The organism is Paenarthrobacter histidinolovorans, from assembly GCF_014647595.1.
GTDB classification, from domain to species: Bacteria; Actinomycetota; Actinomycetes; order Actinomycetales; family Micrococcaceae; genus Arthrobacter; species Arthrobacter histidinolovorans.
Window position 1 is genome coordinate 40287 of record NZ_BMPM01000004.1, and the last position, 24185, is coordinate 64471.

Genomic DNA, 24185 nt, shown 5'->3' on the forward strand with positions numbered 1-24185 from the left:
CAAGGAGTGGACACCACAGTGTCGCTCCCACGGAGTAGCGTTGGATTATGGGAACGATCCGGGAAAACCTCGACGTCCGCGCCTTAAGGTTCGCGGTGGCCTTTCCTCTGCTGCTCGCCATCGGCTTCGTGGTGTGCGCCCAAATGCTCCGCAATGATCTCCCCAACCCCGTTGCTGTTATGTGGAGTGCCGACGGCGGCACGTCTTTCGCGCCGTTCGGCGCCTATGTGGCAGGCGGCGCAGCGCTCATCACCTTGTGCGGTTGGGCAGTGTTCCTGCAGGCTGTGCCCATCTCCCGGCCCGTGATCATGCGGCGCGTCATGATGGGCATCGGCCTGATGGTCAGCTTGTTCATCACCACAGTCCTGGCGGCCGGCCTGGTGGGCCAAAGCGGGGCTGCCGACGCACGTGAGTCCCATGTGGATCCGATCGTGCTGGCCATGGGCAGCGGAGCCGCGTTGGCCCTGGGAGTGGTCATGATGTTCGCGTTCAAGCCGGATCCCCGGTGGACGCGGGAAGATGACGTGGCACTCCAGGAAGAACTCCGCCTCCTCGAGGATCCGGACCTGGCCCACGACACCCTCCGGATGTGGGTACACGCCCGCAGCTCGGTGTTCGTCATGATCCTCGTGTCGGCAGTGTTCCCGGCTGCTCTGATCGCGGTCGCAGTGCCCTGGCTCGGGGCCTTGGTGGCTGCGGCAGCGCTGGTCGGCGCTTGCTTCCTGTTTGCCAGGGTTCGTGCAGACAGAGGAGGGCTGCAGGTCTTCGCAGGAGGCATCGTGCGGGTCCTGACGGTTCCCGCCGTCGAGATCGCTGCGGCTGCTGCCGCGGAGGTCAAGGCCGCCGACTACGGCGGGTGGGGCTGGCGGCATCATGACGACGCCACCGCCATGCTGGTGGGAAGCGGCCCTGCCGTAGTGGTAAAGAAACTTAATGGTGGCCGCGTCGCCTTGAGCGCAGGCACGCATGCCTCAGCCGACAAACTTGCCGGAATCCTCAACAGGGCTGCCCATCGGGCCCACGATGACGGGCAGGCCCAACAACCCCGGTAGCGGTAACCTTGGTAGCGCATCCCTCAACGCCGCGCCCTGTGCTGTGCCGCTGCCCAGTGCCGAACCGGCGCGCCAGAAAAGAATGGACTTCCCGTGACTACACCCCGCGTCCACATTGCTACGGACCACGCTGGAATGGAACTGAGTGCCTACTTGGTCAACCACCTCACTGCGAAGGGCTACGAAGTGGTGGACCACGGACCCAAGGAATACGACGCACTGGATGACTACCCGTCGTTCTGCATCAACGCCGCCCTTGCAGTTGTCGCTGACCAGGAGGCCGGCGTCCATGCGCTGGGCATCGTCCTGGGTGGTTCGGGAAACGGCGAGCAGATTGCCGCCAACAAAGTGAAGGGTGTCCGCGCCGCGTTGGCCTGGAACCTTTCCACCGCAAAGCTTGCCCGTGAACACAACGACGCCAACGTCGTAGCAGTCGGCGGCCGTCAGCACACGGTGGAAGAAGCCGCGGAGCTTATTGAAGCCTTCCTGCAGGAACCGTTCAGCAACGACGAGCGCCACGTTCGCCGCATCGGCAAGATCGCTGTGTACGAAACCACCGGCGAAATCCTCCAGTAGTGCCGGAGGGGCATTCGGTCCACAGGCTGGCCCGACAGTTCCAGGACGTTTTTGGCGGGCAGCGCCTGGAAGTCTCCAGTCCTCAAGGCCGTTTCGTGGCCGGGGCCAAGCTGCTTACCGGCCACACCATGGTGGAAGCATTGGCGCACGGGAAGCAGTTCTTCCTGAGGTTCGAGCATGGGCTTTTCCTGCACGTACACCTGGGTCTCTATGGCGCATGGAGCTTTGGCGGGGACAGTACTTTCACCGGCGCCTCCAGTATTGGAGCTCCGCGCCGCATCGGTGAGCGGGAGAGTGGCCAGGCCTCGGACGGCGGTGATTATGCCGGTCCACCGGCTCCCGTGGGCGCCGTCCGCGTCCGGCTTGTCTCTGATCACGGCTGGGCCGATCTCCGTGGTGCCACCACGTGCGCTGCGATCACAGCTGCCGAGGCGGAAGCCGTTCTGGACCGCCTGGGTCCCGATCCCCTCCATAACCGGCCAGGGGACCGTGAGGAGTTCATTGCGCGTCTGCGCCGGCGCAAGACCGCCGTAGCCCTGCTCCTGATGGACCAGTCCGTCCTGGCCGGTGTGGGGAACATCTACCGGGCCGAAGTGCTGTTCAGGCAGGCGGTGGATCCGTGGACGCCGGGAACAGCAGTGGATGTCGAGACCGCAGGCAGGCTGTGGGACGACACAGTGTCGACCATGTCGGACGGCGTCCGCGATGGTCGGATTGTTACGACACCACCGTCACTGTGGACCGGAGGCGCCGCTTTGGCACCCGACGCCGATGCCCACTTCGTCTACAAGCGGGAGGGGATGCCTTGCCGCGCCTGCGGGACGCTGGTGGGCGTGACGGAAATCGGCGCCCGCAAACTCTATTGGTGCCCAGGCTGCCAGATCTAGCGTGGCTTTTTCTGGCCCGGGTTACCCCGGCTGGAAAAAATAAAAAGCGCCCCGATCCGTGGATCGGGGCGCTTTTTATTGGAGGGGACGACGGGAATCGAACCCGCGTAATCAGTTTGGAAGACTGAGGCTTTACCATTAAGCTACGTCCCCAGGAGGAATATCCTCGTTCAGGACAACTTCCCGGTGGCTGTTGAAGCCGGGTACAACTAAACCTAATTACGGCGGCGGTGTCAAATGTGCATTCCCGGCCCGCATGCCCGTAGACTGTCCTGTGCGTTCGGGGTGTAGCTCAGCTTGGCTAGAGCGCCTGCTTTGGGAGCAGGAAGTCGCAGGTTCAAATCCTGTCACCCCGACTCTGTGTTTGTGTCCGATTCCGGGACGCAACAGAACCCCATACCCACAAAATCAGGAGTACTTAGACTGTGAAGAGCGCTGTCGAGAACCTCACCGCAACGCGGGTCAAGCTCAACGTTGAGGTTCCCTTTGAGGAACTGAAGCCGAGCATCGATGCCGCGTACAAGACCGTTGCTTCGCAGATCCAGGTTCCCGGATTCCGCAAGGGCAAAGTTCCCTCCAAGCTCATCGACCAGCGTGTTGGCCGCGGCTACGTCCTGGAGACTGCCATCAACGATGGCCTCAACGGCTGGTACCAGGCTGCAGTTCAGGAAACGGGTGTCCGCCCGCTGAGCCGTCCGGAAGTTGAAATCACCGAGGTTCCGGACCCGTCCGCAACCGACGGCGAGCTGAAGTTCCAGGTGGAGATCGACGTCCGCCCCGAGATCGAGCTGCCGGACTACGCCGGTATCAAGGTTGAGGTTGCTGCCGCTGAGTCCTCCGACGCCGACGTCGACAAGTCCCTCGACGAACTGCGCGGCCGCTTCGGCACGCTGAAGACCGTTGAGCGCCCTGCCAAGAACGATGACTTCCTCACCATCGACATCACCGCCACCATTGACGGCGAAGAGATCGATTCTGCCGCTGGCCTGTCCTACCAGGTTGGTGCTGGCACCATGCTCGAAGGCCTCGATGAAGCCGTTACCGGTTTGTCCGCCGACGAAGAAGCCATCTTTGACACCACGCTGGTTGGCGGCGACCACGCCGGCGAAGCCGCCCAGGTGAAGGTTGTTGTCAAGGCCGTCAAGGAGCGCGAGCTCCCCGAGGCCGACGACGACTTTGCCCAGCTCGCTTCCGAGTTCGACACCCTTGCCGAGCTCCGCGAGGACCTCGCCAAGCAGGCCGCCGACTCCAAGGTTGTGGAGCAGGGCGTAGAGGCCCGCGACAAGGTCCTGGACAAGCTCGTTGAGCTCGTTGAGGTTCCGGTTCCGGACTCTGTCGTCGAAGAGCAGATCGAGGCCCACTTCAACCCGGAGAACGCCCACGGCGAAGGTGACCACGACACCGAGGAGCACCGCGCCGAGGTCAAGGCCAACACCGAGCGTGCCTTCCAGAACGAAATCATCCTTGACGCCATTGCCGACAAGGAAGAAGTTGAAGTCAGCCAGAACGAGCTGATCGACTACATCGTCACCACGGCAAGCCAGTACGGCATGGATCCCAACCAGTTCGCCCAGATCATTGATCAGAGCGGCCAGGTCCCCATGATGGTTTCCGAGGTTCGCCGCCGCAAGGCCCTGGCCGTTGTGCTGGGCCAGGCCGAGGTAGTCGACTCCGAAGGCAATAAGGTTGACCTGACTGACTTCGTCCGTCCTGCCGGTGAAGCCGCAGCCGAAGAAGCTGCAGCTGTTGAAGCTTCGGAAGAAGCAGACGCTCCTGCAAGCGACGACCCCGCAGCAGTGAAGTTCTAATTCTCCACGCAAGGCCGACCCCGGATCAGTTGATCCGGGGTCGGTTTTCTTTAAGGCTGAACCCCGGCGCTGATGCAAACGTGCGCCGTCAGCGAACAGCGCGATTCCGGCGAACAAATCGCCCCGGAAAACGGTTAGTGTCCAAGTAGTGAAGTTCAGTGAGGTCACTGGCACCAGCGAGAGGTAAGTACTTATGTCACAGCAATCAGAGGCTCCCCGGATGGCAACTGTCGATCCCGCAGCCCAGGACAACTACATCTACAACCGCCTGCTGAAAGAGCGCATTATCTGGCTCGGCTCTGAAGTGCGTGACGAGAACGCCAACGCCATTTGCTCCCAGCTCCTTCTCCTCTCGGCCGAAGACCCGGAGAAGGACATCTATCTGTACATCAACTCGCCGGGTGGATCCGTGACGGCCGGCATGGCCATCTACGACACCATGCAGTTCATTCCGAACGATGTTGTCACCGTGGCCACTGGCCTGGCAGCTTCGATGGGCCAGTTCCTCCTGTCGTCCGGAACCAAGGGCAAGCGTTACGCAACCCCCAACGCCCGCATCCTGATGCACCAGCCTTCCGGCGGCATCGGCGGAACGGCCTCGGACATCAAGATCCAGGCGGAACTGATCCTGCACATGAAGAAGGTCATGGCCGAGCTGACGGCCGAGCAGACCGGACAGACCGTGGAGACGATCCTCAAGGACAACGACCGCGACAAGTGGTTTACGGCCGCGGAGGCTTTGGAGTACGGCTTCTTCGACAAGATCTCGGCGCACGCCGGTTCTGTGGCTGGTGGCGGCGGTACGGCCAACCAGTCGAACTCCGAAAACTAATCCGGCACCAAAGAACCACTGAAAAACCCCAGGAGTAAGAACATGAACTACAACTTCGGATGGTCTGCCGGTAACCTCCCGTCCAGCCGCTACGTCCTGCCCCAGTTTGAAGAGCGTACGCCTTACGGCTTCAAGCGCCAGGACCCGTACACCAAGCTGTTCGAGGACCGCATCATCTTCCTCGGCGTACAGGTTGACGACGCATCAGCCGACGACATCATGGCCCAGCTGCTGGTCCTGGAGTCGACGGATCCGGACCGCGACATCACCTTGTACATCAACTCGCCGGGTGGATCCTTCACCGCCATGACGGCGATCTACGACACCATGCAGTACATCCGTCCGGAGATCCAGACGGTGTGCCTGGGCCAGGCAGCAAGTGCCGCCGCGGTCCTGCTGGCCGCTGGAACTCCCGGCAAGCGCCTGGCACTTCCGAACGCCCGCGTGCTGATCCACCAGCCTGCCCTCTCCGGCGGCCAGGGTGGCCAGGCCTCGGACCTCGAGATCCAGGCCGCAGAGGTCATGCGCATGAGGACCTGGCTTGAGGACACGCTGGCCCATCACTCGGGCCGTACCTCCGAGCAGGTCAACAACGACATCGAGCGTGACAAGATCCTGACGGCGGCCGAAGCCATGAACTACGGTCTGATCGACCAGGTTCTGGACTCCCGGAAAATCAAGCCGCAGGCAATCGCCCGGTAGCACACGGAATACGACGCCGGTGCGGTTCGCGAAATATGGACCGCACCGGCGTTCTGTTTCCACGCAAGCAGCCCATTGTGACCTAGAGTGGATGGTGTCACGGTGGTGCCAACCGCGGCTTGGCCGCACACTTGAGTACGGCGCGCAGCCGCATCACCCGCATGCAACGAAGGGATTCCCACATGGCTCGGATTGGTGAGAGCACGGATCTGCTGAAGTGTTCTTTCTGCGGAAAGAGCCAGAAGCAGGTGCGGAAGCTGATTGCCGGGCCCGGTGTGTACATCTGCGACGAATGCATCGAGCTGTGCAACGAAATCATCGAAGAGGAACTTGCCGAGGTCTCCGATCTCGGTAGCTTCGAGTTGCCCAAGCCCCGTGAAATCTTCGATTTCCTGCAGGAATACGTCATTGGCCAGGAACCCGCCAAACGGTCCCTCGCGGTAGCGGTCTATAACCACTACAAACGCATCCAGGCCGGGCATGCACCCAAAACCGGCAGCTTGGGCGAAGGATCCCATCACGAGGATGTGGAGATCGCCAAGTCCAACATCCTGCTGATCGGTCCCACCGGTTGCGGTAAGACCTACTTGGCCCAGACCCTGGCCCGCCGCCTCAACGTGCCCTTCGCAGTCGCAGACGCCACGGCCCTGACCGAGGCCGGCTACGTCGGCGAGGACGTTGAGAACATCCTCCTCAAGCTCATCCAGGCTGCCGACTACGACGTCAAGAAGGCCGAACAGGGCATTATCTACATCGACGAGATCGACAAGATCTCGCGGAAGAGCGAAAACCCCTCCATCACACGGGATGTCTCCGGTGAAGGTGTTCAGCAGGCCCTCCTGAAAATCCTGGAAGGCACTGTTGCATCTGTTCCTCCGCAGGGAGGCCGGAAGCACCCGCATCAGGAGTTCATCCAGATCGACACCACCAATGTCCTCTTCATTGTGGCGGGCGCCTTTGCCGGCCTGGAGGACATCATTGGCTCCCGGTCCGGGCGGAAAGGCATCGGCTTCGGTGCACCACTGAACGAAGCCCGGGACACCGTGGATACCTACGGGGAGGTCATGCCCGAGGACCTGCTGAAGTTTGGACTGATTCCGGAATTCATCGGCCGGTTGCCCGTCATCACAACCGTATCCAGCCTTGATCGTCCGGCGCTGATCCAGATCCTGTCCACCCCCAAGAACGCGCTGGTGAAGCAATACCAAAAGATGTTCCAGCTGGACGGCGTCGAGTTGCAGTTCGACCAGGATGCCTTGGACGCCATAGCGGACCAGGCGCTCGAACGCGGCACCGGCGCCCGTGGCTTGCGGGCCATCATGGAAGAAGTGCTTCTCCCGGTCATGTTCGATCTGCCCAGCCGGGACGACATCGCCACGGTGGTTATCACAGCGGATGCGGTGTCCAAGAAAGCCCAGCCGACCATGATCGCCCATGACGTGGTGGCAAAGCGCCGGAATAAGTCCGCCTGAGCTGCCGTTGGCCTAAGAAGGAGCGGCTTGGTTCCGAGCCGCCGTGAAAGCCACGTTCCACTCTTCCGAGGAGTTCTCTGTGTCCGAACAGCTTGTGTCTGAAACGACTGCGCCCGACCACACCGTCAACAAGGCAGACTTCTGGTTTGACCCCGTCTGCCCGTTCGCGTGGATTACCTCGCGCTGGATCGGCGAGGTGGAGCAGGTTCGTGGAATTGAAACCGAGTGGCATGTAATGAGCCTTTCCGTCCTGAACGAGGGTCGCGATCTTCCTGCTGATTACAGGGCCATGATGGACGACAGCTGGGGACCTGTCCGCGTGATCATTGCCGCGCAGGAACTGCATGGCAGCAGCTACGTCAAGCCCCTTTACGACGCCATGGGGGAGCAAATCCACCACGAGGGCAACAAGGACCGCGCATCCGTGATCCAGAAAGCCCTGGCAGAGACCGGACTTCCCGCTGACCTGGCACGTTTTGCCGGGTCCGACGAATATGATGCGAAGCTGCGGGCCAGCCACGAGGCCGGTATCTCGCTGGTGGGACAGGACGTTGGAACCCCTGTGGTGGCCGTCAACGGGACCGCATTCTTCGGGCCGGTACTCACCCGTATTCCGAGGGGCGAGGAAGCAGGGAAGCTTTGGGATGCGACCGTGACCTTGGCCGGTTACCCGCACTTCTTCGAATTGAAGCGCAGCCGCACCGAAAGCCCTGAATTCAACTAACCTCCCCTTGCCCCGCCCATGGGGACGTGGCCGGCCTACTTGAGGAACCGTGAGGTCCGGCGGTCGGCCAGGATCTTACCGTTGGTCTGGCAGTGGGGGCAGTATTGGAGGGAGGTGTCCGCGAAGGACACCTCCCTTACTGTTTCTCCGCACACGGGGCACGGCAGGCCCGTCCTGGCATGCACCCGGAAGTTGCTGCGTTTGGTGTCTTTGAGTTCGCTGGAGGGCTTCCCGGCCGCCGCGTTGACGGCTCCGACCAGGACCTCCTGCATTGACGCATACAGTCGCGCTACGGTTTCGTGGTCAAGCGACTTGGCAATGGCAAAGGGTGAGATCTTGGCCGCGTGCAGGATCTCGTCACTGTAGGCGTTGCCGATTCCGGCTATGACGCTTTGGCTGCGCAACAACCCTTTGATCTGCTGTGGACTGGATTTCAGGATTGCGGCGAACGCGGCCTCATCGAAGTCCGGGCCCAGTGGCTCGGGACCAAGTGTTGCGATGCCTGGAACGTCCTGTGGGTCCCTGACCACGTAGATGGCCAGGCTCTTCTTTGTTCCTGCCTCCGTCAGGTCCATTCCGATGTGGGCATCGTCGGCGGCACGGTGGAACAGCAGCCTTGCCGAGATGTTGCTCTTGCCCATCCGCAGCCCCGCCGACGACGGGTGCTCGGTGTAGCGGACCCAGCCGGCCTTGGCCAGGTGGAACACAAAAAAGAGTCCGTCCAGGTCAAGGCAAATGAACTTTCCGATCCTTTGGACCCCGTGGACTGTCCTGCCCTCGAGCGCTGCGTAGGGCGGGTCGGCTGTCTTGAGCGCCGAGAAGGAGTTGATGCGGACTTCAGTCAGCGTGGCTCCATGGAGTTGGGTGTCCAGGTACATGCACAGGCCGTGCACTTCGGGGAGTTCCGGCATGGACATTACTTTGCCACAGGTGGTTCCTGATGGGCAGGATAACTACAGGTTTGTAGTTATCCCGGAGGCCTTGCGTCTCGGCTTTTGCGGGACAACAATGGTTCTTACCCACTTCGAAAGAAGAGGGTCACGGAAACCAAAGATTCAGTGATATGCATCCAACGCAGCCTTTGGCACAGTTGGAAGCAAGCTACCAGTGACGAGGTAGGAAGACCTGAAATTCCAAGGATTCCGCCAGACTGTCAAGTCGTCACCAGACAGCCGAAAAGTCGAAGCCCCACCAACGGCAAAACGCTGATGGGGCTTCCCCTTTGCCCGGATTCTCCCGGGCGCAACTGATGCTTAGGACGCCGGTGTTTCCTCGGCAGGTGCCAGGACAACATCACTGACCGTCAGTTCGCCTTCGCCGGACTGCAAAGTGATTTCCTGCGCGTTCGCGGCCGCCTTCAGATCGCCCAGGCCGGCTTTCAACTGGGAGACCAGTACCTCCGAGGCCGTGATGGAGGCTGAGAGAACCTCGGTGCGCTGCTTGACCTTGGCTTCGGACTTTGCCTTGCGGATGCCGCTCAGTGCGATCCCGACCGTGCCAAGCATGGTGGTGTCGCCGCCGGTGATCTCCAGGGCGGTGGGCCATTCGGCGCGGTGGACCGAACCTGTGCGCCACCAACCCCACACTTCTTCGGTGGCGAAGGGCAGGAACGGGGCGAAGAGGCGAAGCAGGGCGTCCAGGGTTGTTGCCAGCGCCGCCAGGACGGAGGCCTGCTCGGATTCGCCGGCTGCCCCGTAGGCACGATCCTTGATCAGTTCAACGTAGTCGTCGGTGAACTGCCAGAAGAACGATTCCGTGATCTGGAGTGCCCGGGCGTAGTCGTAGTTGTCGAACGCCTTGGTGGACTGCGCGACGACGTCGGACAGCTGCGCCAGCAGCGCACGGTCCAGGGGGTTCGTCAGCACCGAGAGGTCGGTGGTCACCACGGAGTTCTCGGTGGCACCGAGGTTCAGCACGAACTTGGAAGCGTTCAGCAGCTTGATGGCCAGGCGACGCCCGATCTTCATCTGCGCAATTTCGTACGCGGTGTCCGCGCCCAGCTTGGCCGAAGCTGCCCAGTAACGCACGGCATCGGAACCGTACTCGTTCAGCACGTCCGTGGGGACAACGACGTTGCCCTTGGACTTGGACATCTTCTTCCGGTCCGGGTCCAGGATCCAGCCGGAGATGGCTGCGTGCTTCCACGGGGCGCTCTTCTGCAGGGCATCGGCACGCACTGCTGAGGAGAACAGCCAGGTACGGATGATGTCGTGGCCCTGGGGGCGCAGGTCGAACGGGTAGACCTTGGAGAACAGTTCCTCGTCACGGCTCCAGCCGCCCACGATCTGCGGGGTGAGCGATGACGTGGCCCAGGTGTCCAGGACGTCCGCATCGCCGGTAAAGCCGTTGGCCTGGTCACGCTGCGACTCCTCAAAACCGGGAGCAGCGTCAGCGGCCGGGTCAACGGGCAGCATGTCGTCCGACGGAAGGATGGGGTTGTCGTAGTCCGGGTTGCCCTGGGCGTCCAGCGGGTACCAGACGGGAATAGGCACACCGAAGAAGCGCTGGCGGGATACAAGCCAGTCGCCGTTGAGGCCGGCGATCCAGTTCTCATAGCGGGAACGCATGAAGGACGGGTGGAAGTTGATCTCCTGGCCACGGCCGATGAGCCGTTCGCGGCGTTCCTCGTCGCGGCCACCGTTGCGGATGTACCACTGGCGGGAGGTGACAACTTCGAGGGGCTTGTCGCCCTTTTCGAAGAAGTTCACCGGGTGCGTGATCTTCTTGGGTTCGCCATCCAGCAGCTCAGCTGCCTTGAGCAGTTCAACGACGGCCTCCTTGGCGGAGAAGGCAGTCTTGCCGGCGATCGCGGCATAGGCTTCCTTGCCGGCGTCGCTGGTGATCCAGTCCGGGGTGTCGGCGATGATGCGGCCGTCGCGGCCCATGATGGCGCGCGTGGGCAGCTGCAGTTCGCGCCACCAGGTGACGTCGGTCAGGTCACCGAATGTGCACACCATGGCAATGCCCGAACCCTTGTCCGCCTTGGCCAGCGGGTGCGCCTTGACCTCAAGCTCGACGTCGAAAAGCGGGGACTTCACGGTCTTGCCGAACAGCGGCTGGTACCGCTCGTCGTCGGGGTTCGCCACCAACGCAGCACAGGCAGCAAGGAGCTCCGGGCGGGTGGTCTCGATGAAGATCTTTTCGCCGTCTTCGGTGAAGAACGGGTAGCGGTAGTAGGCGCCGGCGACCTCACGGTCCTCAAGCTCGGCCTGGGCCACAGCGGTACGGAAGGTCACGTCCCACAGGGTGGGTGCTTCGGCCATGTAGGCATCGCCGGCCGAAAGGTTGGCCAGGAATGCACGCTGGGATACCGCACGGGAGGTGTCGTCAATGGTGCGATAGGTGAGGTCCCAGTCCACGGACAGGCCGAGGGTCTGGAACAGGTTCTCAAAGACCTTCTCGTCCTCAACGGCGAGTTCTTCACACAGTTCGATGAAGTTCTGGCGCGAAACGACGTCGAAATCGCGCTGGTTCTTGGCCGGCTGCGCCGGGGGAGTGTAGTCCGCCTTGTAGGGGATGGCGGGATCGCAACGCACACCGTAGTAGTTCTGGACGCGGCGCTCAGTGGGCAGGCCGTTGTCGTCCCAGCCCATGGGGTAGAAGACGTTTTTGCCGGTCATGCGCATGTAGCGGGCCTGGACGTCAGTCTGGGTGAAGGAGAACATGTGGCCCACGTGCAGCGAGCCGGAAGCCGTCGGCGGGGGAGTGTCGATCGAGTAGACCTGCTCCCGGGTGGTGTCCGGATTGAACTTGTAGGTTCCCTCTTCAAGCCAGCGCTGCGTCAGGGCAGCCTCAAGGCCTTCCAGGGCCGGCTTGTCGGGGACGTTAATGGGGGCGGTGGCGGGCGTGTCTGTACCCTGCGTTGATTCAGCCATGGACCAATTGTTTCATGGCCTGGCGTGACAACCTGCCGCCGTGGGACCTTGCGCCCCCGATAGGGTAGTGACATGACTTTGGCAGCGCACAATATCCCCGCAGGACAGAACAAGACGGCCGTGGTAACCGGGGCCAGCACCGGCATCGGCGAGGCCACCGTAAGGGCCTTGGCAGCCACGGGATGGCAGGTCTTCGCCGTAGCGCGCAGAGCTGACAGGCTCGGTGCCCTGGGTGCCGAAACCGGCGCCGTGCCCTTCCCGGCAGACATCACCAACGACGACGACGTCGCGGCCTTGCTCGCGGCTGTCACCAAAGCCGGAGGTGCTGACACGCTGATCAACATCGCCGGCGGCGCCCGGGGCGCTGACACCATTGCGAACGCTGACACCGAAGACTGGGAATGGATGTACCAGGTGAACGTACTGGGCACCATGAAAATCACCCGCGCCTTCCTGCCGATGCTGCGCGAAAACGGCGAGGGAACAGTCCTTAATCTCACCTCGACGGCCGGGCTGTCCGCCTATGAAGGCGGCGGTGGCTACAACGCCGCGAAATTTGCCCAGCACGCCATGACCAACGCGCTGCGCCTTGAAGAGGTGGGCAATAACGTCCGTGTCATTGAAGTGGCCCCCGGTCTGGTGTACACAGAGGAATTCGCACTGAACAGGCTTGGAGACAAAGAGGCAGCAGCCAAGGTCTACGCCGGCGTGGAGAAGCCCCTGACAGCCGAAGACGTTGCCGACGTCGTCAAGTACGCGGTCACACTTCCGCACCACATCAACCTGGACCAAATCGTGGTTCGCCCGGTAGCCCAGGCAGCCAACCACAAGTTGATCCGCAAACAGGACTAGCCTGCGGGTACAGCCAGGGTGGCGAGCACGGCTGCGTGGTCCGAGCCGGGAACCTTCCGGACCATGTAGCCGCTGCTGCCGATCCGTGGCGAGGTGACCACATGGTCAAGGATTGTTCCTGGAAGTGCCATCCCTTCCATCGGCCACGTGGGGGAGAACCGCCCGCCTGTGGCCGTGCCAACATCAACCAACGTGCCGTCGCCGGGGCCGGATTCCAACAGCGTCCGGAACTCGTGGTGGTCATAGGAGGAATTGAAGTCGCCCATCAGCACGTGGTTCCCGGGGCTTGAAGCCTGCCGGCCGATGGTGACGAGGTCGCTCCGCCACTGTTCGATCCTCTCGTCCACAGGCGGAAGGGCGTGGACGTTGGTCAGCTCCAAGGCCGACCTGCTGCCAGTCTGTGCATCGGCCACGAGCACCCTGGTGACGGCCATATGGAACGGTGTATCCGGAAGCAGTCCGTCCGGCTCAAGGGGGAACGCCGAATACACCGCGCCACCGCCGGCGTCATCCCTGGGTTCGCTCACACGGTTCGGAAGGAGTTCCTCCAAGCCGGCGGCGTGAAGGCTGTCTTCCAGGCTCTGGGTATGTTCCTGCAGCACCAGGATCTGGATACCGTTCCCGCGTACCAGCTCCACAATGGTCGACGCATCCGCCTCCCCGTATTCGGTATTCAGGCTCATGACCTTCACCGGAATGGTGGCTGTTCCCGCGGGCGGCCCCACGGGCTTCCCGGCGTCCAGCGGAAAAAGCCAGAACAGCTGGGCCACCAGCAGGACCGTCGTCGCGATGACGACCCAGATCCTCCGCCCCACCCCGGCGAAGAGCAGGGCTATGGCAGCCGGGATGACCAGCCACGGCGTGAACGCCAACAGCTGGACTACAGGTAGAGGCCACTCTGCGGGAATTGCGCGGAACAAGGAAAGGCCCGCCGTTGGCACCGCGAAGAGGAGCGCGAACACGGTCCATGCAAGGGAAGGCCGACGTTGTGCCTTGCCGGCGACGGGGAGGACAGCAGCGGGGTTGGACATGGTCCCGAGTCTATGCAGCCCTCCCGCCCGGGACCGTCCTCCTCAGGGATGACTCTGCGAGTGGAGCAGAAGGCCCGGCTGCCGCTAGACTGAAAGCACCAGCGTTGACCCGGCCATCACCGGTGAGCCTCCGGAAGAACAGCACCGAATGCCTTGACCGGCAATCAGTGCCCAGTAGAACCGGACGGGTAAGCCCGTCACAGCAGTAATGAGAGGCCGGAACAGCACGTTCCGGTAAGTGAGGTGGTACCGCGGTACCTGCGCAGCCGACAGGCAGCACAGACGCCGTCCTCGCATCCTGACAGTCAACCAGCTATCACAGGATATGAGATGACCCACTACCCCAAGGCCTCAGCGTCTTCGTCCGGCACGCCTGGCGTGTCCGCCTCCGTGAAGTTCCCGGAAATCGAAGAGCGCATCCTCAAATACTGGGATGAAGACGGCACCTTCCAAGCCAGCATCGACCAACGGGATGCGGGCACGGACGGCAGCAACGAATTCGTCTTCTACGACGGCCCTCCCTTCGCCAACGGACTGCCGCACTACGGCCACCTGCTGACCGGTTACGCCAAGGACCTGGTTGGCCGCTACCAGACCCAGCGCGGCAAGCGCGTAGAACGCCGCTTCGGTTGGGACACGCACGGCCTGCCGGCTGAACTCGAAGCCATGAAGCAACTGGGAATGACGGACAAGACCCAGATCGAAGCCATGGGCATCGACAAGTTCAACGACGCCTGCCGGGCCTCCGTCATGAAGTACGCCAACGAGTGGAAGGCCTACGTCACCCGCCAGGCCCGCTGGGTGGACTTCGAGAACGACTACAAGACCCTCAACGTCGAGTACATGGAGTCAGTCCTCTGGGCCTTCAAGCAGCTGCATGAAAAAGGCCTGACCTACAACGGCTACCGCGTCCTCCCGTACTGCTGGAAGGACGAGACACCGCTGTCCAACCATGAACTCCGCATGGACGACGACGTCTACAAGAACCGCCAGGACCAGACCGTTACGGTCACCTTCCCCATCAAGGCCGGCGACTCCGCGCTCTCCACGGAACTCGAAGGCGTCCAGGCGCTCGCATGGACCACCACACCGTGGACCCTGCCCACCAACCTTGCGCTCGCCGTCGGGCCGGAGATCTCCTACGCGGTCCTGCCTGCAGGGCCCAACGGCGTCAAGGCCGCTTCCGCTGAAGCTCCGGTGACGGGCAGCTTCCTGCTGGCAGCGGACCTCCTTGGTTCGTACGCCAAGGACCTGGGGTACGACGACGCCGCTGCCGCGACTGCCGCGGTCGTTTCCACTCACAGCGGTGCCGAGCTCGAAGGCCTCGAATACCAGCCTCTGTGGAACGACTTTGCCGATGCCGAGAAGTACGGGACGCAGAACGCCTGGCGTTTCCTGGTGGCCGATTATGTGACCACCACCGACGGCACGGGCATCGTCCACCAGGCTCCTGCCTATGGTGAAGATGACCAGAAGGTCTGTGAAGAGGCCGGTATCCCTGTGGTCCTGTCCGTGGACGAGGGCGCGAAGTTCCTGCCGCTGTTCGCCCATGGCGAGCTGGCATCCATCGTCGGGCTGCAGGTCTTCGACGCCAACAAGCCCATCACCCAGGTCCTGCGCGCTGACGGTCGCTTGGTCCGCCAGGCAAGCTACGAGCACAGTTACCCGCACTGCTGGCGCTGCCGTAACCCGCTGATCTACCGCGCGGTGTCCTCCTGGTATGTGGAGGTGACCAAATTCAAGGACCGCATGTCCGAGCTGAACCAGGAGATCAACTGGATCCCCGGGAACGTCAAGGACGGCCAGTTCGGCAAGTGGCTGGACAACGCCCGCGACTGGTCCATCAGCCGAAACCGCTACTGGGGCTCGCCCATCCCGGTGTGGCAGTCGGACGACCCCGAATACCCGCGCACGGACGTTTACGGCTCGCTGGCGGACTTGGAAGCCGACTTCGGTCGCCTGCCCGTCAACAATGAAGGACAGGTGGATCTTCACCGTCCGTTCATCGACGAACTGACCCGCCCCAACCCGGACGACCCCCGTTCGCCGGCAGAGGGCCAGTCCACCATGCGCCGCGTCGAAGACGTGTTGGACGTCTGGTTCGACTCCGGTTCCATGCCGTACGGGCAGGTGCACTATCCGTTCCAAAACCAGGAGTGGTTCGACACCCACAACCCCGCCGACTTCATCGTGGAGTACATCGGACAGACCCGTGGCTGGTTCTACATGCTCCATATCCTGTCCACGGCATTGTTTGACCGCCCGGCGTTCCGTAACGTCATCAGCCACGGAATCGTCCTGGGCTCCGACGGACAGAAGATGTCCAAGAGCCTGCGGAACTACCCGGACGTCTCCGAAGTACTGGACCGCGATGGCTCCGATGCCATGCGCTGGTTCCTCATGTCCAGCCCCATCCTCCGTGGCGGGAACCTGATCGTCACCGAGCAGGGCATCCGCGACGGCGTCCGGCAGGTCATCCTGCCGCTGTGGAATGTGTACAGCTTCTTCACTCTGTACACGAACGCCGCCAACGGAGGGGCCGGGTACGAGGCCAAGCTGCGCTATGACGGCTACGCCGACACCCTTGACCAGTACCTGATGGCGAACACCGGTGACTTGGTCCGCAAGGTCACAGCAAGCCTGGACAGCTACGACATCTCCGGGGCCTGTGACGAGCTGCGCAGCTACCTGGACATGCTCACCAACTGGTACGTCCGGCGCAGCCGCCAGCGCTTCTTCGACGAGAACGTCGACGCCTTTGATGCGTTGTACACCGCTTTGGAAGCTGTGTGCCGCGTGTCGGCATCGTTGTTGCCACTGGTGACCGAAGAGATCTGGCGTGGCCTGACCGGTGGCCGTTCCGTACACTTGGCTGACTGGCCTGAGGCTTCGCTGTTCCCGTCCAACCCGGCCCTGGTTGAGTCCATGGATCGCGTGCAGCAGATCTGCTCCACCGGCTCCAGCCTCCGCAAGGCAGCGAACCTGCGCGTCCGCCTGCCATTGCAGGAGCTGACTGTGGTGGCACCTGGTGCGGACGCGCTGGAAGGCTTTGCCGCCGTCGTCGCCGATGAACTGAACCTGCGGTCGGTGCGGCTGCTGGATGCCGCTACGGCGTCGCCCGAGGAGTTCGGAATCGAGCAGAAACTTGTGGTCAACGCCCGGGCCGCCGGGCCGCGGCTCGGCAAGAATGTCCAGCAGGCCATCAAGGGCTCCAAATCGGGGGATTGGTCCGTCAACGAGGACGGCGTCGTTGTGGCCGGTGGCTTGGAACTTGAGCCGCAGGAATACACGCTGGAAACGGTGGTCTCGGAATCGGCCGACGGCGGTTCAGCATCGGTTGCGGTGCTTCCGGGTGGCGGATTCGTAGTCCTCAACACCGAGGTCACTCCCGAACTTGCCGCCGAAGGACTGGCCCGCGACATGGTCCGCGCCATCCAGCAGGCCCGCAAGGATGCCGGGTTCAATGTCAGCGACCGCATCCGGACCTCCGTGGCAGCTGCCCAGGACGTAGTGGACGCGCTGGAAGCGAACGCCGAACTGGTGAAGACCGAAACACTGACACTGGAACTGGAGGTTCTGCTGGCCAGCGTCGATGAACCGCAGGTTACCGTTGCAAAGGCAGGGGCCTGAACCATGACTGACGAATTTTCCGTTGAAAGCGTCTACGCCGAACTGCTTGGCCGGGCGCCGGAAAACAAGATGGAACCACGTCTTGCCCCGCTCTTCCGTGCCATGGACGTGCTGGGTGAGCCGAACAAGGCCTTCCCGATCATCCACATCACTGGCACCAACGGCAAAACATCCACTGCCCGCATGATCGAAGCTGGTTTGCGCGCCCACGGACTCAGCACCGGCCGCTACACCAGCCCGCACCTGTCCAAGGTCACGGAGCGCATCAGCATTGACGGTGAGCCGGTACCGGACGCGACGTTCGTTCGCATCTGGGACGAAATCCGTCCCTATCTGGAAATCGTGGACAACGAACTCGTTGCGGACAACCAGCCCCGGCTGACGTACTTCGAGTGCCTGACCATCCTTGGTTTCGCGGTGTTCGCGGACCAGCCGGTGGATGTCGCAGTGATTGAAGTCGGATTGGGCGGCATCACTGATGCCACCAACGTCGGAGACGGCCAGGTCTCGGTCATCACGCCGATCTCGCTGGACCACACGGACCTCCTGGGTGAGACCACCGAGGACATCGCCTACGAGAAAGCCGGAATCATCAAGGCCGGTGGCTTCCTGGTAAGTGCGGCCCAGCCAGTGGACGCGGCGCAGGTCCTGCTGGAAAAAGCACGGGAAGTTGACGTGCCTTTCCGCTTCGAGGGCGTTGAGTTCGGTGTTGAATCCCGCAGCGTGGCTGTGGGGGGCCAGGTCCTGACCATCCAGGGACTTGCCGGGCGCTACGAGGACCTTCTGCTGCCGTTGCACGGTGCCCACCAGGCCGAGAACGCCGCCGTTGCCGTGGCTGCCCTCGAGGCTTTCTTTGGCGGGGGAGAGAAGGAACTGGACGCCGAGGTACTCAAGGAAGCATTCGGCACCGTGACATCACCTGGCCGGCTGGAAGTCGTGAGGACCGCGCCCACTGTGGTGGTTGACGCGGCCCATAACCCGGACGGCATTCGTGTCACGGCGGAGGCAATCCAGGAGGCCTTCACCTTCAGCAAACTGGTGGTGGTGGTTGGGGTCCTGCGCGAGAAAGATGCCGAGGAGATCCTGAAGACGCTAAAGGAATCCCTTGGTGGACTCGCCGAGGAGTTCTGTTTCACGCAATCCAACTCGGCCCGTGCAGTTCCGGCCGGAGAACTCGCAGAGCTGGCGGTGGATCTTGGCTTTGGCGAGGACAACGTCCACATCGCCGAAAAGCTCGACGACGCCATTGAGTGGGCGGTTGAGCGGGCCGAATCAAACGATGACCTCGCCGGTGGTGTCCTGGTGACAGGCTCCATCACGGTGGTGGCCGAGGCCCGGATCCTGCTGGGAAAGGCGAGTGCCTAGCATGGCGAAAATGACCAAAGCGCAGCGCGAATGGCGTCCCGGCATGCCGAAGAAGCGCCGGTCCACCAAAGTGATGTTCGCGTCCACGGTGCTGCTGCTCGAAGCCTTTGTAGCCTTCTTCGGCACCTTGGCCGTGTTCGGCCTGAAGCGCGGCGAAGTCGATCCGGGCATCATCCTGGGCGTCGGAATTGCCCTGAGCGTGGTGCTTGTCCTTGCCTGTGCCGTGCTGTCCAAGCCGTGGGGCATCGCCCTTGGCTGGGTGCTGCAGGTAGTGCTGATCCTGACGGGATTGGCCGAACCCATGATGTTCATTGTCGGCATCCTGTTCGCTATTTGCTGGTGGTACGGGATCCGTGCCGGCATGAGGATCGACCGCGAGGTGGCCCAGCGGGACCGTGAACAGGCTGAATGGGACGCTGCCCACAGTGAAGAAACAGGCCCGCAAACCCCGTAAACTGGCTGGGAAAACCACCGAACACATCACATTGGAGCAACTGTGAGCACTGAACGGACCCTTGTCCTGGTCAAGCCCGACGGCGTGGCCCGCAACCTGGGCGGCAGCATCCTCGCCCGCATCGAGGCCAAGGGCTACACCCTGGTTGAGCTGAAGAAGGTCAACGCCACCCGTGAGCTGCTGGAGCAGCACTACGAGGAACACGTGGGCAAGCCCTTCTACGAGCCGCTGGTCGAGTTCATGCTGAGCGGACCTGTCATCGCTGCCGTTTTCGAGGGCCACCGTGTCATCGAAGGCTTCCGGTCACTGGCTGGAACAACGGATCCGACGACGGCGGCTCCGGGCACCATCCGTGGCGACTTTGGCCGCGATTGGGGCCTGGCGGTCCAGCAGAACCTCGTCCACGGTTCCGATTCCATTGATTCGGCCGAGCGCGAGATCAAGATCTGGTTCCAGAGCTAGCTGCACCTCACCGAAACTGCAGATAAGGCCAATGTTCATCGCGAACATTGGCCTTATCTGTCATCTGGCGGAGACTTTTAGTAGCCGGACGTCCCTGCGAAAACGTGGATGAAGGCGAAGAAGATCGTGGCGATGACCGCGACATACAGCAGAGCCACAATGATCCAACCGGAATCGCCCAGCAACTTGGTCAAGCCTGGCGGTGCCTTGATGACCCCGTGGGAGATATTCCGGATGGTCACCCACACAAAGAGGGGGATCATGACGGCCCACACCACCATGCAGAACGGGCACAGCACATTGATGACGTACAAGGCCTGGGACCACAGCCAGACGACGAACGCAAACCCGAGGGTTACGCCCGCCTGCAGTCCAAGCCAGTAGCCGCGGGAGAACCTGGCGCCGGCGAGGAGGCCCATGGCCGTGGTGATGATGACGGCAAAGGCGACGATGCCGATGAACATGTTGGGGAAGCCGAACACGGAGCTTTGTGGTGTTTGCATCACCGCGCCACAGGAAATCCATGGGTTTACATCGCAGACCGTCACGTGGTTGGGGTCCTTAAGGACTTCCAGCTTCTCCAGGACCAACGCTCCTGACGCCAGCCAACCGATGACTCCGGTGACCAGCAGGAGCCAGGCGAATGGCTTGTCGCGGACAGTCCTCGGCAACCTCTCCTGCTGTGCGGACGATTCCCCCGCAGTGGTGGAGGTTTTGATGGCAGGGTTTTCCCTGGCGGTGCTCGGCATCGCGGATCTGATCCTTTTCGACGTTGTGCCCCGGCGGGCCGGGGAGGTCTCTTGGGAGGATTCTAGCGCCGCTGGCTGGGCGCCGCGCCCAGCTTGTCCCGAACCGGACGACACAGCGTCCTAACGGGCGATGTCGCGCGGGTGTGAGAGAATGAACATGGCTGGAAGCCGACCCACATTCGGATTCCGGTCCGGTGACTTGTTCCCAAGACCGCCAGTATGAGCTGGGCATGCCCGGATCACGTCGATCCTCGGTAGGCCCGCCATAACAATGGACGGCACCTGGTTGTGGCAGCAGAACAACGGGTTTCAGAACTAAGCCGCCGGCCTTCCAGGGCTGCCGCACCCCAATGATGGTGCGAACCGGAAGGTATACTACCGACTTCTGTCAACGCCTGCGGGTTTTGACAATATTTGCCCCTCTGGGCGCCGGATGTGGCGGCGTCGCTGGGGCAGGAGTGTTGCCACATATGGATAATGACCAGGTTGTAGCCGTTAATGATGAGGCAGCTCCCGCGGAAACCGCGGAAGCGCCCAAGAAAACCACCCGGACCCGGCGCAAGGCTGCGCCCAAGGCAGTTCCAGACGTAGAGACGCCTACTGCCGAGGCCCCCGGGGTGGCCGAAATTCCCGAGGCCGAAGCCAAGCCCGTGCGCCGCACGCGCTCCCGCAAGAAAGTGGAACCGGCCGAGCCCTTGCCGGGCCTCGGCGATGAAACGAACGCCGGCCAGGAAACCGCTGCCGAAACCCAGCCCGAAGCCGCCGCTGAAACCGCCCCCGAAAAGCCGGTCCGCCGTCGTCGTACTGCCAAGCCCAAGGCCGAGGCAGCGGAGGCGCCCGCAATCGCCGAAGTCGTGGAAGAAACCACGACGCCGGAGGCTGGCTCCCAGCCGGCGGAACCTGCCGCTGCTGGATCTGCCCCTGAAGAATCCGAGGCTGTGGAAGAGGCTCCGGCTGAGGAAGCCGCTCCCACCGCTGCCACGTCGCTGTTCATGGAGCCGGTCTCCATCACCTCCATGATTTTCCAGGCACCGGACCTCACCACGGTCCCGCGCGTTGCAGCCCTGGAAGAGAAGGATGACGAGCCGGAAGACGACGCCGAAGCTGGCGCCGACGGCGAGCTGGACGAGGGCGGCAGCCGCCGTCGTCGCCGCAGCCGTGGCCGCCGCGGGCGCCGGGGTACTGAACGCGACGAGAACGACACTGACGACAGCAATGATTCCGGGGACGACGAAGCTCCCGTAGCCGAAACCCTCGAAGAAGGCGTCACGTCGCGTCGCCGTCGTCGTCGCCGCCGTGGCGACCAGGACCTTGAACTGACCGGCGGTTCGGATGATGATCCGCCCAACACAGTAACCCGCGTGCGGGCTCCCCGGCCCATCACGGAGACAGCTCCTTCAAACCGCGTCGCCAGCGTCAAGGGCTCCACCAGGCTCGAGGCAAAGAAGCAGCGTCGGCGCGAGTCCCGTGAGACCGGACGTCGTCGCCAGGTGATCACCGAAGCCGAGTTCCTGGCACGCCGCGAGTCCGTGGACCGGCAGATGATCGTCCGCCAACGCGACGACAGAATCCAGATCGCGGTCCTTGAAGACGGCGTTCTTGCCGAGCACTTTGTGTCCAAGACCCAGCAGGACTCCCTGATCGGCAACGTGTACCTCGGCAAGGTCCAGAATGTCCTGCCGTCCATGGAAGCTGCTTTCGTTGATATCGGACGCGGCCGCAACGCGGTGCTGTACGCCGGTGAAGTCAACTGGGACGCAGTCAACCTTGAGGGCCAGCCCCGCCGGATTGAAAATGCACTGAAGTCGGGCGATTCCGTCCTGGTCCAGGTCACCAAGGATCCGGTAGGCCACAAGGGTGCCCGCCTCACCAGCCAGATCTCACTTCCGGGCCGCTACCTTGTGTACGTTCCTGGTGGATCCATGACCGGCATCTCCCGCAAGCTGCCGGACGTGGAGCGCAACCGCCTCAAGCGGATCCTGAAAGACCGTCTGCCGGAAAACGCCGGAGTCATCGTCCGTACGGCCGCTGAAGGTGCGTCGGAAGAAGAACTGACCCACGACATCAACCGCCTTCGCGCGCAGTGGGAGGGAATCGAAGGGCAAGCTTCCTCCACCAAGGTGCTGGCACCGGAACTGTTGTATGGCGAACCTGACCTCACCATCAAGGTTGTACGCGACGTCTTCAACGAGGACTTCTCCAAGCTGATCGTCTCCGGTGACGACGCCTGGGACACCATCGAGGCCTACGTGACGTATGTTGCTCCCGACCTCGTGGGACGCCTCGAAAAATGGACCAAGGATCAAGACATCTTCGCTGCATGGCGCATCGATGAGCAGATCCACAAGGCCCTGGAACGCAAGGTCTTCCTGCCATCCGGTGGCTCGCTGGTCATTGACCGTACCGAAGCCATGACCGTGGTGGACGTCAACACCGGCAAATTCACCGGCAGTGGTGGAAACCTGGAAGAGACAGTCACCAAGAACAACCTTGAAGCTGCCGAAGAAGTCGTTCGCCAGCTTCGCCTGCGTGACATCGGCGGCATCATTGTCATCGACTTCATCGACATGGTCCTGGAATCCAACCGCGACCTCGTCCTCCGCCGCATGGTGGAATGCCTGGGCCGCGACCGTACCAAGCACCAGGTAGCTGAAGTAACGTCACTGGGACTTGTCCAGATGACCCGCAAGCGCATGGGCACCGGTCTCCTTGAGGTCTTCGGCGAGCAATGCGAGCACTGTGCAGGCCGCGGTGTCGTGACCCACGACGAGCCCGTTGAACATCGCCGCGCCAACGTCGTGGCCGCCGAACAGCACCGTCCGCACGCCGAGGCACAGCAGCCCACAGCCCGTACGGAGCGCAAGCGCCGCCGTGGCAAGGGTGGAACCCAGGGAACGGTCGAAGCACCGGCCCAGGTCCACTCGACGCCGTCCACCCCTGCGGCACCGGCAGCACACACCGAAACCCAGGATCCCGCCCGCCAGGCAAAAGCGGAAGCAACCAGGGCTGCGCTGGCGACGATTGCTGCGGCCGCGCATGCAGCCCACCTTCATGACGACGAAATCCACAAAGCAGAAGAGCAAGCCCGTGCGGCCGGAGAGCATGATGGCGACGCCGGGTCTGTCTCCGCTGCATCGACGGAGCAGGAAGCAGCGGCCCACGACGCAGCCGTCCGCGAAGCGCGGTCCACTCCGGTGCTGCGTTTTGGCGGCGAAGAGGTTGCCTTGCCTTTCGTTGAGCACCACGACGAGCCGCAGGCAGCCGAACCGGCCATGAGCCTGGACCGTCTGGCCGAAGCTTTCTCACACCTTGGCGCGGCTCCGTCGTCTGAGGTCGGGAACGCTACGGAAGCTGTGGAGGCACCGAAAGCTGCGGAGTCACCGAAAGCTGCGGGCGCCGCGAAGGCTGCTGCGCCGGCTGTCGAGGAAGCCCCCGCCGCGTCTCGGGGTCGTCGTAGCCGGCGGAACCGCAGCGCAAGCAGGGCCCAGGGTGCGGCCAACGAGACCAGCGTTGAGCACCACGACGTAACTGCCACGGCCGCGAAGGGATCGGCGCACGAGTCCAAGGCGCCTGCCGAAGCGGTCAGGAAAGCGGCCTCGGATGAACCCATCATCCTGGGGGTCGGCGTACCGGCCTCCGAACTCTAACTGTCTTGACGGCAGGAGGGCCCCGCAGTTTCCGCTACCAGCGGCAATTGCGGGGCCCTTTGCTGTC

General features: G+C 62.7%; 18 protein-coding genes and 2 tRNA genes. 15 read left to right on the forward strand and 5 right to left on the reverse strand.

Going from position 1 to position 24185, the window contains the following annotated elements; genetic code table 11:
* The first annotated feature begins 47 nt into the window (after positions 1 to 47).
* From IEY62_RS10910 to IEY62_RS10920, 3 genes are all read left to right on the forward strand, one after another.
* Entirely contained in the window at positions 48 to 1052 is a 1005-nt protein-coding gene (locus IEY62_RS10910; protein WP_189017439.1) for a hypothetical protein, read from the forward strand.
* 93 nt (positions 1053 to 1145) lie between these two features.
* A complete protein-coding gene (locus tag IEY62_RS10915; protein WP_189017442.1) occupies positions 1146 to 1628 on the forward strand; it encodes a ribose-5-phosphate isomerase in 483 nt (160 codons plus the stop codon).
* Positions 1628 to 2515, forward strand: a complete 888-nt coding sequence (locus IEY62_RS10920; protein WP_189017445.1) for an Fpg/Nei family DNA glycosylase — start codon at positions 1628 to 1630, stop codon at positions 2513 to 2515. Before IEY62_RS10915 ends, IEY62_RS10920 begins: the two co-directional genes overlap by 1 nt.
* 79 nt (positions 2516 to 2594) lie before the next feature.
* Here the strand turns inward: IEY62_RS10920 and IEY62_RS10925 are convergent.
* Positions 2595 to 2668 (reverse strand) — tRNA-Gly (locus IEY62_RS10925).
* 128 nt (positions 2669 to 2796) lie between these two features.
* On the opposite strand from IEY62_RS10925, the gene IEY62_RS10930 reads away from it, so the two are divergent.
* From IEY62_RS10930 to IEY62_RS10955, 6 genes are all read left to right on the forward strand, one after another.
* Positions 2797 to 2871: transfer RNA gene (locus IEY62_RS10930), tRNA-Pro, on the forward strand.
* 69 nt (positions 2872 to 2940) lie between these two features.
* Positions 2941 to 4323, forward strand: coding sequence for a trigger factor (tig, locus tag IEY62_RS10935; RefSeq protein WP_189017448.1), 1383 nt, complete (start codon positions 2941 to 2943; stop codon positions 4321 to 4323).
* Positions 4324 to 4543: 220 nt separating this feature from the next.
* The gene (locus IEY62_RS10940; RefSeq protein WP_018777833.1) at positions 4544 to 5155 is read left to right on the forward strand and encodes an ATP-dependent Clp protease proteolytic subunit; all 612 of its coding nucleotides are present in this window, start codon (positions 4544 to 4546) and stop codon (positions 5153 to 5155) included.
* A 42-nt stretch (positions 5156 to 5197) separates the two neighbouring features.
* Entirely contained in the window at positions 5198 to 5857 is a 660-nt protein-coding gene (locus IEY62_RS10945; RefSeq protein ID WP_018777832.1) for an ATP-dependent Clp protease proteolytic subunit, read from the forward strand.
* A 182-nt stretch (positions 5858 to 6039) separates the two neighbouring features.
* A complete protein-coding gene (clpX, locus tag IEY62_RS10950; protein WP_189017451.1) occupies positions 6040 to 7329 on the forward strand; it encodes an ATP-dependent Clp protease ATP-binding subunit ClpX in 1290 nt (429 codons plus the stop codon).
* Between the two features lie 79 nt (positions 7330 to 7408).
* Positions 7409 to 8053 (forward strand): mycothiol-dependent nitroreductase Rv2466c family protein, encoded by a 645-nt coding sequence (locus IEY62_RS10955; RefSeq protein WP_189017454.1) that lies wholly within the window; start codon positions 7409 to 7411, stop codon positions 8051 to 8053.
* A gap of 35 nt (positions 8054 to 8088) precedes the next feature.
* On the opposite strand, the gene IEY62_RS10960 is transcribed toward IEY62_RS10955, so the two are convergent.
* Positions 8089 to 8964 (reverse strand): Fpg/Nei family DNA glycosylase, encoded by an 876-nt coding sequence (locus IEY62_RS10960; protein WP_189017458.1) that lies wholly within the window; start codon positions 8962 to 8964, stop codon positions 8089 to 8091.
* A gap of 342 nt (positions 8965 to 9306) precedes the next feature.
* Positions 9307 to 11928: a valine--tRNA ligase gene (valS, locus tag IEY62_RS10965; RefSeq protein WP_189017461.1), complete on the reverse strand. Its 2622-nt coding sequence runs from the start codon at positions 11926 to 11928 to the stop codon at positions 9307 to 9309.
* A gap of 72 nt (positions 11929 to 12000) precedes the next feature.
* Between valS and IEY62_RS10970 the strand changes: the two genes are divergently transcribed.
* Entirely contained in the window at positions 12001 to 12780 is a 780-nt protein-coding gene (locus tag IEY62_RS10970; protein ID WP_189017465.1) for an SDR family oxidoreductase, read from the forward strand.
* Here IEY62_RS10970 and IEY62_RS10975 read toward each other — a convergent pair.
* Positions 12777 to 13811, reverse strand: a complete 1035-nt coding sequence (locus IEY62_RS10975) for an endonuclease/exonuclease/phosphatase family protein (protein ID WP_189017468.1) — start codon at positions 13809 to 13811, stop codon at positions 12777 to 12779. The genes IEY62_RS10970 and IEY62_RS10975 overlap by 4 nt on opposite strands.
* 330 nt (positions 13812 to 14141) lie before the next feature.
* On the opposite strand from IEY62_RS10975, the gene ileS reads away from it, so the two are divergent.
* From ileS to ndk, 4 genes are read left to right on the forward strand one after another with little or no spacing between them, the layout of a single operon-like run.
* Positions 14142 to 17441: an isoleucine--tRNA ligase gene (gene ileS, locus IEY62_RS10980; protein ID WP_189017471.1), complete on the forward strand. Its 3300-nt coding sequence runs from the start codon at positions 14142 to 14144 to the stop codon at positions 17439 to 17441.
* Positions 17442 to 17444: 3 nt separating this feature from the next.
* Positions 17445 to 18806 carry a bifunctional folylpolyglutamate synthase/dihydrofolate synthase gene (locus IEY62_RS10985; RefSeq protein ID WP_189017474.1) on the forward strand — a complete coding sequence of 454 codons (1362 nt, stop codon included), beginning with the start codon at positions 17445 to 17447 and terminating at the stop codon, positions 18804 to 18806.
* 1 nt (position 18807) lies between these two features.
* Entirely contained in the window at positions 18808 to 19260 is a 453-nt protein-coding gene (locus IEY62_RS10990) for a DUF4233 domain-containing protein (RefSeq protein ID WP_189017478.1), read from the forward strand.
* A 42-nt stretch (positions 19261 to 19302) separates the two neighbouring features.
* The gene (gene ndk, locus IEY62_RS10995) at positions 19303 to 19722 is read left to right on the forward strand and encodes a nucleoside-diphosphate kinase (RefSeq protein WP_189017481.1); all 420 of its coding nucleotides are present in this window, start codon (positions 19303 to 19305) and stop codon (positions 19720 to 19722) included.
* 77 nt (positions 19723 to 19799) lie between these two features.
* Here the strand turns inward: ndk and IEY62_RS11000 are convergent, their stop codons facing one another.
* Positions 19800 to 20471: a vitamin K epoxide reductase family protein gene (locus tag IEY62_RS11000; protein ID WP_189017484.1), complete on the reverse strand. Its 672-nt coding sequence runs from the start codon at positions 20469 to 20471 to the stop codon at positions 19800 to 19802.
* Positions 20472 to 20941: 470 nt separating this feature from the next.
* Here IEY62_RS11000 and IEY62_RS11005 point away from each other — a divergent pair, with 470 nt between their 5' ends.
* Positions 20942 to 24118, forward strand: a complete 3177-nt coding sequence (locus IEY62_RS11005; RefSeq protein ID WP_189017487.1) for a ribonuclease E/G — start codon at positions 20942 to 20944, stop codon at positions 24116 to 24118.
* Positions 24119 to 24185: the final 67 nt, after the last annotated feature.

Excerpts from the sequence above, each read along its gene's own strand:
- IEY62_RS11005 (WP_189017487.1), top strand. The coding sequence starts at position 20,942 with ATGGATAATGACCAGGTTGTAGCCGTTAATGATGAGGCAGCTCCCGCG.
- IEY62_RS10960 (WP_189017458.1), bottom strand. The coding sequence starts at position 8,964 with ATGCCGGAACTCCCCGAAGTGCACGGCCTGTGCATGTACCTGGACACC.
- ileS (WP_189017471.1), top strand. The coding sequence starts at position 14,142 with ATGACCCACTACCCCAAGGCCTCAGCGTCTTCGTCCGGCACGCCTGGC.
- clpX (WP_189017451.1), top strand. The coding sequence starts at position 6,040 with ATGGCTCGGATTGGTGAGAGCACGGATCTGCTGAAGTGTTCTTTCTGC.
- IEY62_RS10945 (WP_018777832.1), top strand. The coding sequence starts at position 5,198 with ATGAACTACAACTTCGGATGGTCTGCCGGTAACCTCCCGTCCAGCCGC.
- IEY62_RS11000 (WP_189017484.1), bottom strand. The coding sequence starts at position 20,471 with ATGCCGAGCACCGCCAGGGAAAACCCTGCCATCAAAACCTCCACCACT.
- IEY62_RS10940 (WP_018777833.1), top strand. The coding sequence starts at position 4,544 with ATGGCAACTGTCGATCCCGCAGCCCAGGACAACTACATCTACAACCGC.
- valS (WP_189017461.1), bottom strand. The coding sequence starts at position 11,928 with ATGGCTGAATCAACGCAGGGTACAGACACGCCCGCCACCGCCCCCATT.
- IEY62_RS10975 (WP_189017468.1), bottom strand. The coding sequence starts at position 13,811 with ATGTCCAACCCCGCTGCTGTCCTCCCCGTCGCCGGCAAGGCACAACGT.
- IEY62_RS10910 (WP_189017439.1), top strand. The coding sequence starts at position 48 with ATGGGAACGATCCGGGAAAACCTCGACGTCCGCGCCTTAAGGTTCGCG.
- IEY62_RS10970 (WP_189017465.1), top strand. The coding sequence starts at position 12,001 with ATGACTTTGGCAGCGCACAATATCCCCGCAGGACAGAACAAGACGGCC.
- IEY62_RS10990 (WP_189017478.1), top strand. The coding sequence starts at position 18,808 with ATGGCGAAAATGACCAAAGCGCAGCGCGAATGGCGTCCCGGCATGCCG.
- IEY62_RS10985 (WP_189017474.1), top strand. The coding sequence starts at position 17,445 with ATGACTGACGAATTTTCCGTTGAAAGCGTCTACGCCGAACTGCTTGGC.